The organism is Pseudomonas sp. FBCC-B1667 (genome assembly GCF_059133255.1).
Genome location: NZ_CP101437.1, coordinates 3,593,335 through 3,606,091, shown reverse-complemented (window position 1 = coordinate 3,606,091; position 12,757 = coordinate 3,593,335). Strand labels below are relative to the sequence as shown.

Annotated in this window: 11 protein-coding genes; 1 reads left to right on the top strand and 10 read right to left on the bottom strand. The window is 58.9% G+C overall.

Annotation, left to right across the window (positions count from 1 at the left end; translation table 11 throughout):
- Positions 1 to 31: 31 nt before the first annotated feature.
- On the top strand, positions 32 to 970 hold the full coding sequence (locus tag NL116_RS16415) for a site-specific integrase (RefSeq protein WP_494373090.1): 939 nt from the start codon (positions 32 to 34) through the stop codon (positions 968 to 970).
- Between the two features lie 10 nt (positions 971 to 980).
- Here the strand turns inward: NL116_RS16415 and NL116_RS16410 are convergent, their stop codons facing one another.
- From NL116_RS16410 to NL116_RS16365, 10 genes are all read right to left on the bottom strand, one after another.
- Positions 981 to 2,051: an ABC transporter ATP-binding protein gene (locus tag NL116_RS16410; RefSeq protein ID WP_494373089.1), complete on the bottom strand. Its 1,071-nt coding sequence runs from the start codon at positions 2,049 to 2,051 to the stop codon at positions 981 to 983.
- On the bottom strand, positions 2,048 to 3,646 hold the full coding sequence (locus NL116_RS16405; RefSeq protein WP_494373088.1) for an ABC transporter permease: 1,599 nt from the start codon (positions 3,644 to 3,646) through the stop codon (positions 2,048 to 2,050). The genes NL116_RS16410 and NL116_RS16405 overlap by 4 nt, the downstream gene beginning before the upstream one ends.
- A 3-nt stretch (positions 3,647 to 3,649) precedes the next feature.
- Positions 3,650 to 4,663, bottom strand: a complete 1,014-nt coding sequence (locus NL116_RS16400) for an iron ABC transporter substrate-binding protein (protein ID WP_494373087.1) — start codon at positions 4,661 to 4,663, stop codon at positions 3,650 to 3,652.
- 320 nt (positions 4,664 to 4,983) lie between these two features.
- On the bottom strand, positions 4,984 to 6,507 hold the full coding sequence (locus NL116_RS16395) for an ArnT family glycosyltransferase (protein ID WP_494373086.1): 1,524 nt from the start codon (positions 6,505 to 6,507) through the stop codon (positions 4,984 to 4,986).
- Positions 6,504 to 8,252 carry a lipid IV(A) 4-amino-4-deoxy-L-arabinosyltransferase gene (arnT, locus tag NL116_RS16390; protein WP_494373085.1) on the bottom strand — a complete coding sequence of 583 codons (1,749 nt, stop codon included), beginning with the start codon at positions 8,250 to 8,252 and terminating at the stop codon, positions 6,504 to 6,506. The genes NL116_RS16395 and arnT overlap by 4 nt, the downstream gene beginning before the upstream one ends.
- A 116-nt stretch (positions 8,253 to 8,368) precedes the next feature.
- Positions 8,369 to 8,992, bottom strand: coding sequence for a lipopolysaccharide core heptose(II)-phosphate phosphatase PmrG (gene pmrG, locus NL116_RS16385; RefSeq protein WP_494373084.1), 624 nt, complete (start codon positions 8,990 to 8,992; stop codon positions 8,369 to 8,371).
- Between the two features lie 246 nt (positions 8,993 to 9,238).
- A complete protein-coding gene (locus NL116_RS16380; RefSeq protein ID WP_494373083.1) occupies positions 9,239 to 9,796 on the bottom strand; it encodes a PqiC family protein in 558 nt (185 codons plus the stop codon).
- Positions 9,797 to 9,828: 32 nt separating this feature from the next.
- Entirely contained in the window at positions 9,829 to 11,487 is a 1,659-nt protein-coding gene (locus NL116_RS16375) for a PqiB family protein (RefSeq protein WP_494373082.1), read from the bottom strand.
- Complete coding sequence (locus NL116_RS16370) at positions 11,468 to 12,124, bottom strand: paraquat-inducible protein A (RefSeq protein WP_494373081.1); 657 nt, start codon at positions 12,122 to 12,124, stop codon at positions 11,468 to 11,470. The genes NL116_RS16375 and NL116_RS16370 overlap by 20 nt, the downstream gene beginning before the upstream one ends.
- Entirely contained in the window at positions 12,121 to 12,717 is a 597-nt protein-coding gene (locus NL116_RS16365; RefSeq protein ID WP_494373080.1) for a paraquat-inducible protein A, read from the bottom strand. Before NL116_RS16365 ends, NL116_RS16370 begins: the two co-directional genes overlap by 4 nt.
- Positions 12,718 to 12,757 lie beyond the last annotated feature (40 nt).

The window sequence follows — 12,757 nt, the reverse complement described above, 5'->3', positions numbered from 1 at the left end:
ACTGCAGTGTTTTAATTCAAGGCCGTTTCGTTTGACTGACTTACCTGTTATCCATCCTGTTGCTCCCAAGACCAACCCGTTGACGGTCTACCTGGCCCGGCTCGCGCCTTCGAGTCAGCTGACCATGCGCTATGTTTTGCAGGATGCCGCCGACCGATTGGGCTTCGAAGACATGAACATCGAGGAAATTCCCTGGCATCAACTACAGCCGGAAGATGTGATTGCACTTGTCTCGGCGTTGCGCAAAGACAGCTATGCGCCCAACACGTCATCGTTATACGTGAATGCGGTACGCGGGGTGATGAATGAGGCGTGGCGCATGAGCCTGATCAGTCAGGAACACCTGCTGAAAATGCGCTCGGTGAAAAGTATTGCCGGCACTCGATTGTCGCAAGGGCGCAACTTGCGGCGCACGCTGATTCAGGAACTGATGGCGGTGTGTGCCGCCGATCCGCGCCCACAAGGGTTGCGGGACGCGGCGATCATCGGGGTTTTGTACGGTTCGGGGATGCGCAAGTCCGAGTCGGTGAATCTGGACCTGTCGCAGGTCGATTTTGCCGAGCGCAGCCTGCGGGTCACGGCCAAGGGCAACAAGCAATTGATCAAGTACGCGCCGGCCTGGGCGTTCGCCAAGCTGGAAGCGTGGCTGGCGTTTCGTCGATCACAGCTCAAGGAGGGTGAGGTGGATGACCCGTTTCTGTTCAATCGCATTCGCCGTGGCAGCCATATCACCCGCGAGCGCGTGACCAAACATGCGATCTATTACATCGCGCGCCAGCGCGGTGCTGAAGTCGGGGTCAAGATCATGCCACACGATTTTCGCCGTTCCTTCATCACCCGCGTGATTGAAGAGCACGATTTATCGATCGCCCAGAAACTGGCGCACCACAGCAACATCCAGACCACTGCCAACTACGATGTGCGCGACGACAACGAGCGGCGTCGCGCCGTGGATCGCTTTGATCTGTGACAAGACACCGTTACGCGTCACTGAACACATGAGCATGGCCGATGGTCGAAACGTGGACCGCGCTGCCTGCCGGGGGCGCATACATGCCCGAACTTCGAACCGTTAATGAACGTCCTGCCTGGTCACCGGCAGTTGGGGCCTGTAGCTCCACAGTCAAGGTGCAGGTGTTGCCGCTGAAATCCCGGTCGGTGACCACGGCGCGGCAGCCGGTAGCCTCGGTCGGACTCGGCTGGGCGCTGACCAGTTGCAGTTGTTCGGGGCGCAGCATGATCTGCGCCGCACTGTTGTTGCGATGGTTGTTCACCGGTATCCGGCCGAGGTCACAATGAGCCCAGCCGGCTTCGATTCGGGCCGGCAGGACCACCGCATCCCCGAGAAACAGCGCGGTTTGTTCGTCGTCGGGGTAGCGGTAAAGATCCAGTGGATGACCTGACTGAACCAGCCGGCCGCCGCGCATCACCGCCAGTTGATCGGCAAACGACAGCGCTTCGCTCTGGTCGTGGGTGACCAGGATGGTGGTAACACCTGCGTCGGACAGCAGTCGGGCAACCATTTTGCGCATGGCGCCGCGCAGGCCGGTATCAAGGGCGGAAAACGGTTCGTCCAGCAGCATCAGGCGCGGCTGTTGCGCCAATGCCCGCGCCAGCGCCACACGCTGCTGCTGGCCGCCAGAGAGTTCATGGGGCCAACGATTGGCCATGTTCGCGTCCAGGGCTACGCTGTCCATCAACTCGGCAATTCGCTCGCTTTTTTCGCTGCCCTTGCTCGCCAGCCCGAAGCCGATATTGGCGGCGACGGTCATGTGCGGGAACAGGGCGCCGTCCTGGGGAACGTAACCAATCAAACGCTGATGCGCCGGCACCTCGTGGGTGTCGTCGACGAGTGTCTGGCCGTTGAGTGACAGTCGGCCGGTGTCCGGAAACTCGAAACCGGCGATCATCCGCAACAGGGTGGTCTTGCCTGATCCGGACGGGCCGACAATCACCGTCCGGCTGCCGGCGGGCACCGAGAGGTTGATGCTCTCCAGCGCCTGAAAGTCGCCGTAAGACTTGGAAATGGCATGCAGTTCAAGAGCGTTCATCGGCCAGCCGTTCGTTTGGATTGGTGATAAAGAAGTCCGGTCAGTGGAAGCGACAGCAGGATCATCAATAGGGCATAGGGTGCAGCGGCGGCATAGTCGATTTCGCTGGTCATGGCCCAGAAACCGGTCGCCAGGGTGCGGGTGCCATTGGGTGCAAGCAGCAGGGTGGCGGTTAGTTCGTTGGTGATCGCCAGAAATACCAGAGCAGCGCCCGCGGCGGCCCCTGGCGCTGCCAGGCGCAGGGTAATCAGCCACAAGGCCCGACCCGGTGAGCGACCGAGGCTGCGCGCGATGTTTTCCAGCTCCACCGGTGCCTGGGCAATACCTGCCCTTAGACTCACTAGCGCCCGGGGTAAGAACATCAGCAGATACGCCAGCAGCACGGTGATCGTGGTCTGGTAAATCGGCCGGGCGAAATGGATGGTGATCGTGACCAGGGCCAACGCAACGACAATCCCCGGCAACGAGCTGGTGATGTAGTTGCAGCTTTCCAGCAGCCGTTGCAGCCGGCCCGGCGAGCGAATCGACAGCCAGGCAATCGGGATCGCGGCGCAAGTGGTGAGGAGCGCGCCCGCAGCGCCGAGCTGCAAGGTTTGTTGCAGGGCTGGCAGCAAATCGTCAAGTTGCCAGACCTCGGTGCCACCGGCGATCAACCATTTGCCCAGTGTGATCAACGGCACACCCAGCGCCAGTGCGCAGGTGATGCCTTGCAGGAGCAGGCCGAGCGCGATGTCCCGCGAGCCCAGGCGAACAACCCGCTGAGCGCGGGCACTTCCTGAACCGACCCGGGCGTAACGCGCCGTGCCGCGCGCCGCAGATTCAGCGGTGAGCATCGCCAGGCAGCACAGGGCCAGCACACTGGCCAGCATGTTGGCGGCAGGTCCGTTGAAGGTGGATTTGAACTGGTCGAAGATCGCGGTGGTGAAGGTGTCGAAGCGGATCATCGCGTACAGGCCATATTCGGCGAGCAAGTGCAGCCCCACCAGCAAGGCGCCGCCGCAAATGGCCAGGCGCAATTGTGGCAGCACCACACGAAAGAACACTGCCCACGGTTTGAGCCCCATCGATTCGCCAACGTCTTCGATGGCGGGATCGAGCCGGCGCAGGGTCGCGGCAATCGGCAGGTACAGGAACGGGAAGTAGGCGATGACCGAGACCAGCACGCCGGCAAACAGTCCATGAATCGGCGGCACCAGGCTCACCCAGGCATAGCTATGTACGAAGGCTGGTACGGCCAGAGGTGCGGTCGCCAATAGCGACCAACCGCGTCGCCCCGGCAGATTGGTGCGCTCTGTCAGCCAGGCCAGCGCCAGGCCCAACATCACGCACAACGGTATGGTGATCACCACCAGCAACACGGTGTTGATCAGTAATTCAGCAACACGAGGCCGGAAGACCAGCGGCACGATGGCCGCCCAGCCAGTCTGGATCGACACGCCGATGACGAAGGCAATCGGCAGCAGCGACAGGAGGGAGATCAGTACGGACAAACCGATCACCCACGCGCCGCCGCGACCTGCGAAGACGCCACGGGAGCGTCGTCGCAGGTTCGAGGGCATCGCCGTGGCGACACCCCCTGGCAGGGTTTCAGGCATCAATTAGAGCAGTCCCGCCTGAGTCATCAATTCCACGGCTTTTTTGCTGTCGAGTTTTGAGGCATCGACAGCTGGCGCGTCGAGTTGCTGCAAAGGCACCAGTTTAGGGTTTGAGGGGGCGTTCTTGCCCACGGCGTATTCGAACGATTTACCGGTTTCGAGGACTTTCTGACCTTCTTTACCGGTGATCCACTTCAGCAGTGCCTGTGCTTCTTCTTTGTGTTTGCTGGAAGCCAGGACGCCGCCACCGGAGACGCTGACAAAGGCACCCGGATCTTTATGCTTGAAGTAATAGAGGGCGGTGTTCTTGCTGTTTTCGCCGGTCTTGGCCTGATCGCCGAAGCTGTAATAGTGATAGATCACACCGCTGTCGACCTGGCCGGCGTTGACGGCCTTGAGCACGGCGCTGTTGCCGCGATAAATCGTGGCGTTGGTTTTCAAGCCTTTAAGCCATTCGAGGGTGGCGGCTTCGCCCTTGAGTTCCAGCACGGCAGCAACGATGGCCTGGAAATCGGCACCGGCGGGCGATGCGCCCCAACGACCTTTCCAGTTTGGCCCGGCGAGGTCCATCAGCGATTTCGGCAGCTCGGCTTCTGGCAGTTTGCTCGGGTTGTAGACGAATACCGTGGAGCGCGCAGCGATCCCGACCCATTTGCCATGCGCCGGACGATACGCGGCGTCAACTTGTTCCAGCGTGGTCGGTGCTACCGGTGCAAACAGGCCGGCGTTGTCCACCAGCACCATGGCTGGGGAATTCTCGGTCAGGAATACGTCGGCCGGGGACGCGGCGCCTTCCTGGACGATCTGGTTGCCCATCTCGGTGTCGTCGCCATTGCGCAGGGTGACGGGGATTCCGGTTTCCTGAGTGAACCCCTCGACCCAGGCCTTCGTCAGGCTCTCATGTTGGGCGTTGTAGACCACGATACCGGCGTTTTCCGCGGCATACACGTGCCCGGCGCTGAGCAGTGCAGTGGTCAGCAGTGCGGTTTTGAGGAACGAAGGAATAGAGGGCGTCATTCTGGGGGCGGCTCCTGTTCTTTTAAATGTTCATGCAGGCCGATTCGCTAGCAAATCAATGCGAATCATTTGCATGTTTTGAGTGGCAGGGAATGTAGAACGCAAAATGAGAAAAAAACGTCAAAGAAACCGTTAATACATGTCATTTTCATTCAGATTAGCAGCCCCTCAGCGGCTTGCCCGGCAGAAACCCCTTTCGCGCACGTCATCAGGAGCAACGGGCGGGCGGCCGCTCATGTGTAAAAGGTGGCGAAAGGATAGTACCGCCCTCAAAGCCACGCCGGGAAGCATGGCCCGGCGTTTTAATGCCTGGTTGTGGATCACTCGGGAATAAACGCGACGCTCTGGTCTTCACGGGCGTGAAAGATTCGCTCGCCGTTGGTAGGTGTGGTGGTGATGACCTGGTGATCGACACTCAGGTAGTTCAGCGGGAGCGCATCGCCGTTGCGGTACTGCGTGACAATAATGGTGAATTGCGGATTCCAGTGCTGGCCGCTGGTACGCTCCAGCCAGGCCATCAGCGCGGCGGTGTCACCGGTGCGAGGAAAGTCATCGGTTTGCTGCACGTAAAAAAACGGTGCACCACCGGTTTGCAGGTACATGGGCACCTTATTGTCGACGTCGATCATTACCATGCGCCAATGATTCAACGGTGCCCGTTTGCTGGCCTCAAGCTTGACCGTATCACCGAAATTCACCACGCCGCCACCGCTGTTCGTCCATGGATACAGCACGCCGAGCACGGCCATCAGTATGGCTGCGCTCACTCCGAAACCGATCTTCAAGCCGCGACTGGCAAACGTGTCCATTGCGTTGCGTTCGGCCATGCGCCGGGTGATCCACCACGCCCCCAGCAATTGGGCGAAGGGTACGAGGGGCAAGACGTAGTAGCTGCGACGACTGCCACTGGCGGTGAAAAACAGCATCAGCAACCCCAGGCCCCAGACCAGCCAGCGCGCAGTGGGCTCGACACTGCGCCAGTTGCGCAACGCGACCCAGCACGCCAACAGCCAGCACGGCGCCCACGGCAAGGTGTAGATGGGGAGGTAAAGCAGGTAGGTGTAGATCGGACCGATGTTGTCGAATGGCTGGAAAAAACGGACGACATTCTCGCGCAACACCAGGCCCAGGCCACTTTCGCCAAAGGTCGGCGTACCGTAAACGTGCGACAGCATGAACGGAGTCATATAGAAAAAGCCGGCAATCAGCAGGGCCGCACACAGCCGCAGATTGAGGTGGCGTTTCCAGCGTCCGTCTTGCACCAGATGCGGCAGCAGCACCAGCCCAGGCAGGATGAAACCGATCAAGCCTTTGAGCAGCGAGGTCAGGGACAACAGCAGGAAGAACACCAGGTAACGACCCAGGCGGGTGTCGTCCGGCCCGCGCAAGTACCACCACACCGCCGCCAGCACGCCGCACACTGTGAGGATGTCGGCCGTGGCGACCCGTGCCCAGAAGACAAAATAGAAGGTCGTCGCCAGCATCCAGCCGGCAATCAAACCGGTGCCTTTGCGGAACAGCTGTTCGCCGATCAGGTACACCAGCCACACGCTCAGCCACGCGGCTATCACCGAAGACAGGCGCAATGACCAGTGGTCCAGACCGCCAGTCAACCAGGCGGTGGCCGTGATCAGCCAATAGGAGGGTAACGGTTTATCGTAATAGGCCCCGCCTTTGAGGTAAGGGTCGAAATAGTCACCACTTTGCAGCATTTGCAGCGCGATGTTGGCCCAGCGGGTTTCCGCGCCCCATAACTCGCGGGTGCCCAGCCCCAATAGCAGGATCAGCGCGGTGACGCCCAGCAGGAGCGTCAACCGGCCTCTATCACTGGCCCAGAATTTCATGACGGGTTTCCAGTCGACACGGTTGAAGTCGGATGCGCAGTGCCGGTTTGCGGGAACACCAGGATCTGTAAATTACCGCGCTGATAACGCACGCCGTCGATAGGCAGCAGCTCGACCTCTTGCACTTCCTGGACGCTGTTCACTCGCATGACCACGCCAACCGCGCCTTTTTTACGTGCTTCGGTCATCCATTTGCCGACGTTGTCCTTGGTGACTTTGCGCGAGTCCATGGCCGGATCAGTGAGGCCGTATTTCAGCTCGCCAACGGTATTGAACAGGTCGACGTGTGGCCGCTTCAAACGCCATGACAACGCTGAAGCCGCGCCCAGATCGTTACTGAGCAACGAAGAGGTTTGCGCCAATGCATCAAGGTGCTCGGCGATAAACTGATCCGGCATCTTGCTGTTGACGATCTGCGAGGGCATCGCGGCCGGTGCCAACGCAACCAGCAGCCAGATACCGATGGCCGGCATCGCCCAGAACGTCAATGGCCGCATGACTTGCAAAGCGTTGGAAATGATCCATCCGACCAACACGATGAACACCAGGGACAGGCCGAACATCTCCGTGTTTTGGTAGATTTCCTTGCTGGCCTGCAGATAGAGCAAGGCGATCAAAGCCGCGGTGCCCACGCTGATGTTGATCACCCCGTTAATACGAATTGACCGGCCTCGTCCCTGTTTCAGGTGCTCCATGACCGTGTGCCCCATCAGCAGGGCCAACGGCAACAGACACGGCATGATGTAAGTCGGCAACTTGCCGCTGCTCAAGCTGAAGAATGCCAGTGGCAACAACAGCCACAGCAGCATGAACGCGACGGCTGGTTGGCGTTTTTGCTGCCAGGCGTTGATAAAAGTGTTCGGTAACAATGCTGCCCATGGCAAGCTCGCCGCAATCAGCAGCGGCAGATAGAACCACCATGGCCGCGCATGTTGTGCATCATCGGCGGCGAACCGGCGTACGTGTTCGTTCCAGAAGAAGAAATTCCAGAAGTCTGGCTCCCGATGCTGGATGGCGAGCACCCATGGCAAGCACACCACGACCGCGACCAATACGGCCAACGAGCCGTAACGCACGAGTTCACCCATGCGTCGTTGCCAGATCATGTAGGGCAGGGCGATCAATACTGGGAGCAACCAGGCCAGAAAGCCTTTGGTCATGAAACCCATTCCACAGGCAACACCTAACAGCGCCCACGCGCCGGCTTTGCTGCGAGGCGTTTGGCTGTCGATGGCAAACCAGAGTGCGACCAGGGTCAGGTTGACCCATAGCGTGAACTGTGGATCGAGGTTGGCGTAACCCGCCTGACCGGCAATCAGCCCGAAACTCATGTACAGCAACGCACAGGCAGCGCTTTTGCGTGGATCGCTCCAAAGCCTGCGAGCAATCAGGTAAGTCAGCCAGATACTCAACCCGGTACTCACTGCCGAAGCAATCCGCACACCGAACAGGTTATCGCCGAAAATCGCCTGGCCGATGGCGATCATCCAATAGCCTGCAATAGGCTTTTCGAAGTAGCGGATACCCATGAAGTGCGGCGCGACCCAGTTTCCGCTCAGGAGCATCTCCTGGCTGATCTGGCCGTAGCGGGTTTCGTCAGGGATCCATAACCCGTGAGTCGCCAGTGGCAGGAGGTAAAAAACCACAAACGCCAACAGCAGGCCGGGCACCAACCAGGGTTCGATGGGAGCACGAGTGCGGCCTGACTGACCTGTAGAAAAGGGCAATGGGTTAAGTGAAGTCATGACTCGTCCTTGGCGCAATACCGCAAGTGGCAGCGTGGGCATCGAAGTTTAATGGACAGTGGGCAACTCATCTTGAGTCGCCGGTCTATTGATTGAGGTTGACGTAGAGCAGTTGTTTATTTCCCCTGTACAGCATTCCAGTCTTCAGGATTAACAATGCCCAGCACTTGAAGTTGCCCGTTAGCGTCAATGCGCAGGAACAGCGAGCTGCCGTATTCACTCTTTGCTGCGTGCGGGAAACCGGTCTCGGCTAAAAAGTCGCTGATGCAACCACTGTGGGATATGAGCACCAGATTGCGATGGGCTAGCTTGTGTGCCACTACATCGTTGCGCAGTGTTTTGCCGCAGCTGACCAACCATTCCTGAGTCTTGGGGTCGGTGCCGAACATGGCGTGGGACGTTTGTATCGTGCGCGTGACGGGGCTGCTCAAAACGTCGGTCTGGGCCATGCCCAGGCGTATGAAATGCTGGCCCACCGCCGTGGAAGACTCGTTGCCGAACTGTGTAATGCCATCGGCGGGCCCCAGGCAGGGGTTGCTGGATTGGTCGCAACGCTCGGCATGACGAACCAGCGCTACGACTTCGCCATTGTCCCAGTCTTGCAGGAGCTCAGCCTTGGCGGCACTGTTGGCACTGGCCAGGTGAGTGGGCGATCTCGGCCACAAGACAAAGCCCGTGACGACTACAGCAACTAACGAGGCACTGATCAGTGACGCCAGTTTTACTTTGCGCGAAGTCATGTTTGATTCGTAATTTTAAGTGGAAGAATTACGAGCAAAACTAGTGCTGTGCAGGTTGCAGAGGAGTGAAACGAATGTGAAAAAATTGCGCAGATGAATTTCGGCGCTGACTTAGTTGGTGATTGAGAATTTTTGCCTCTTGCTCGCTAGCGGCTGACCCGTATCGCAATAAGCGGACACGCCATGTGTTGCGCAGTGGTGACCGGGCACTGCTGAGCAGTGCCCGGGCGTTTTAGAAGCGGCTGCTCAGGAGGATGGGCAACTTTGTAATGAGCCCCTGGCCGCCTGACTGATCTGCGCCGCCAGGCGCTTCACGTTGTTCTGCTGGGCCTGGGCCAGATCTTCGATGTTTGCTCCAGAAGGCGTTTGCAAGGTGCTGCGACAAGTGATTGAAGCGCCTTTGCCTTCGTCGGGGACACGCAAACGCCAAGTCGCGTCAATCAGGCCGTACTGTCCGGGCACTAAGTCAAAGCGCTGCACATCAATGCGCAATGACAACCTGCGTGTAGGGTTGGCATTGACCAATTGATCTATCAGGGCACTTCGAAGCTCCTCCCCTAGCGACGCTGCCCACCATTCGGTGTCGAGTAACGCCAGGCCGCTATTGCCTTGACGAATGACCACCTGTGATCGGTCGACCTGCGCTGGCACGCTGAGGCTCTCGATCTCGATGGATACGGCTTTAATGTGCGACGCAGCCTCCGCTTGGGCCGGCATCAGGGTGTGGTAGTGAACAGGATCACTGCGGCAGGCTGCGAGCAGCAACAGCGCAGTGAACAAGGCGAACTTTGGCGAAAAAGCCATAGGTGTTGCTCCTTTCTTCTGCGACCCGGTCATTATTTCAGGTCCTTTGCCGCGGCATTGTCAGGTCGACCTCGAATCAGCGATTCCGGATGGCGAATCAGATAATTAGTCAGTTCACGCAAGGAACGCGACGTACGGGAAATTTCATCCAGGGTCTGCCCCAGTTGTTCCCGTTGCGGCGAATCCTCGGCAATAGTGGAATTAGCCGATTGCAGCGCTGTATTGGCCGACTGCAGGGTCTTGCTGACGTCCGACAGGGTGGCGTCAACGCCAGGCAGTGTCTTGCTGTTGAATTTCACCAGTCCTTTGCGCATCTCCACCAGGTTGCTGTCGAGGTTGTCGGCGATGCGCTCCACGGGCAGCTTGTTGATCTTGTTGACCATGGCTTCGAGTTTTTCCTGCAACTGTTCGAGGCTGCCCGGAAGCGTCGGAATTATGACCGGGCGCGCGTTTGGATCGAAGGCGACTTTTTCGGCTTTAGGGTAAAAGTCCAGGGAGATGTACAACTGGCCGGTCAACAGGTTGCCGGTGCGGGCCTGGGCACGCAGACCGTTGTCGATGAAGGTGCCGATCATCCGCACGCCAGCCGCTTCGTTATTGGGGTCATGATTGAGCGTTTTAATCATTTTGGTGTGGGCCTGCCCCAGAAGCTGCGGGTAGATCACAATGCCGACATTGACCGGGAAGCTGCGTTTTATCGGGTCAAAATCCAGATTGACCGACACCACCTTGCCGATTTCAATGCCGAGGAATTCAACCGGCGCATCGACCTTGAGCCCACGCATGGCCTGATCGAAACGCAAGGCCAGGAATTGCGCCTTGCCATTAGGCGGGGCGAGGGCGGTTTGCTGGTCTTCGAACAGCTCGTAGGCATACTCTTCGGCGGCCGGTTTGTCGTTAGGGTTGTAGTCCGGTGTACGGAAGGCAATACCACCCACCAGCAAGGAGGACAATGACTCGGTCTTCAGTGCAAAGCCGTTGGCGCCGACGCTCACGTCCACACCGCTGGCATTCCAGAATCGGGTGTTTTCGGTGACGTACTGGTCATTGGGTGCATGAATGAACAGGTCGATGTTCACCCCTTTGCCATCGGGGTCCAGCGCATAGGCCACCACTTGGCCGACCGGTATCTTGCGGTAGTAGACCGGTGAGCCAATGTCCAGTGACCCGAGGTCAGGTGTGTGCAAGGTGAACCGTTTACCCGGCTCGCCATAGGTGATCGGTGGCGGGTTTTCCAGACCTTGGAAATTTTTCGCGCGGCCATTGGCCTGGCCAATGTCGGCACCGATGTAGTCTCCGGACAGCAAGGTATCAATGCCCGATACCCCGCCGGCACCGATGCGCGGGCGCACAACCCAGAACTTTGAGTCTTCACGGGTGAAGCTTTCCGCCTGTTTGGCCAGTTTGATCGTAGCGTTGACACTCTTCTGGTCGTTGCTCAGCTCCACATCTGAGACTTGGCCGATCACCACATTGCGGTATTTGACCTCTGTCTTGTTGGCGGTCAGGCCATCACCGGTCTTGAACGTGACCGTGATGGTCGGGCCTTCCTGCAAGATGCTGTGGACCACCAGCGACAGCCCCACCAATACCGCAACAATGGGCACTATCCAGACCAGTGAGAGACTGCGGCCGGTCTTGACCGGGGCCTGTCCTGGGGCTTGTGGCCCTTCAGTGGCTTGAGACTTCATCCATGTCCTCCTCGTGTTGCGGGTTTTCCCGCTTTTTATCCCAGATCAGGCGCGGGTCGAAACTCATCGCCGCCAGCATGGTGAACACAACCACCAAGCCAAAAAACAGAATGCCCGGCCGCGGTTCGATGTCGGCCAGGGCTTGAAACTTCACGAGTGAGGCCACCAGTGCCACCACGATCACATCGAGCATGGACCAGTACCCGATGACCTCGACAAAGCGGTACAGTTTCGACCGTTCCTTGCGCGCCCACAGACTCTCGCGCTGTACGGTCACCAGTAACAACGTCAGTGCGCCAAACTTGATGCCAGGCACCGCGATACTGGCGATGAAAATGATCAGGGCGATGTCCCAGGCACCGGCGTCCCAAAACTCCAGTACGCCGCTCATGATCGTACTGTCGGCGCCATGGCCGACCATTTTCGTGTTCATCACCGGCAATAGATTGGCGGGCACGTAAAACGCCAGGGCGGTGAACATGTAGGCCCAGGTGCGGGTCAGCGCGTTGGCTTTGCGTCGGTGCAGCGGCGCGCCGCAGCGCTCGCATTCGTGAGGTTCACCGGTGACGTCGCAGGCCATGCCGCAGCTGTGGCACAGGCAAAGATTGAGATCGCTGGCGACCGGGGGCGTCTTCATAGGATGTCCCACAGTTCACGGATATCGCGCCCGGCGATGCGGATCATCATCAGGCTGAGCACGGCCAGGGCAAACAGGCCGATGCCAGGCAGCACGTCGAGCAGACCGGCGAGTTTGATCACCGCGACCATTGCGCCCAGCAAACAGACTTCCAGCATGCTCCAGGGCCGGAGGGACTCCAGCCAGCGCATGCAGAATTTGAAACCGGGTGATCGGCGGTGCGAGAGCGCGAAACCCAAGACCCAGATCAGTAGCAGCAGCTGGAAAATCGGGGCGATGATCATCGCAATCGCCGCGACCATCGCAATGAAGGTGATCGGTCCCTGGCTCAGGGCCAATACTGAATCCCACAGGGTTGCGCTGTTTTTCAAGCCTTTGAGGCTGATGCTCATGACCGGGTAGAAATTGGCGAAAATCCACAGCACCAACGCGGTGAAGGTCAACGCCAGACGTTGCTCCACCGTCAGGCCGTTGTAGCGCTGGAGCACGCCACCGCAGCACGTACAGAGGGTTTTCTGATTTTTTGCGAGCGTGACTTTTTCATACACGCTGTCGCAGTGCTCGCAGATGATCAATTGAACAGTATTCGCCATGGGCCAGGCTCAACAGTAGGCAGGAAGTTCAGAGCACCCC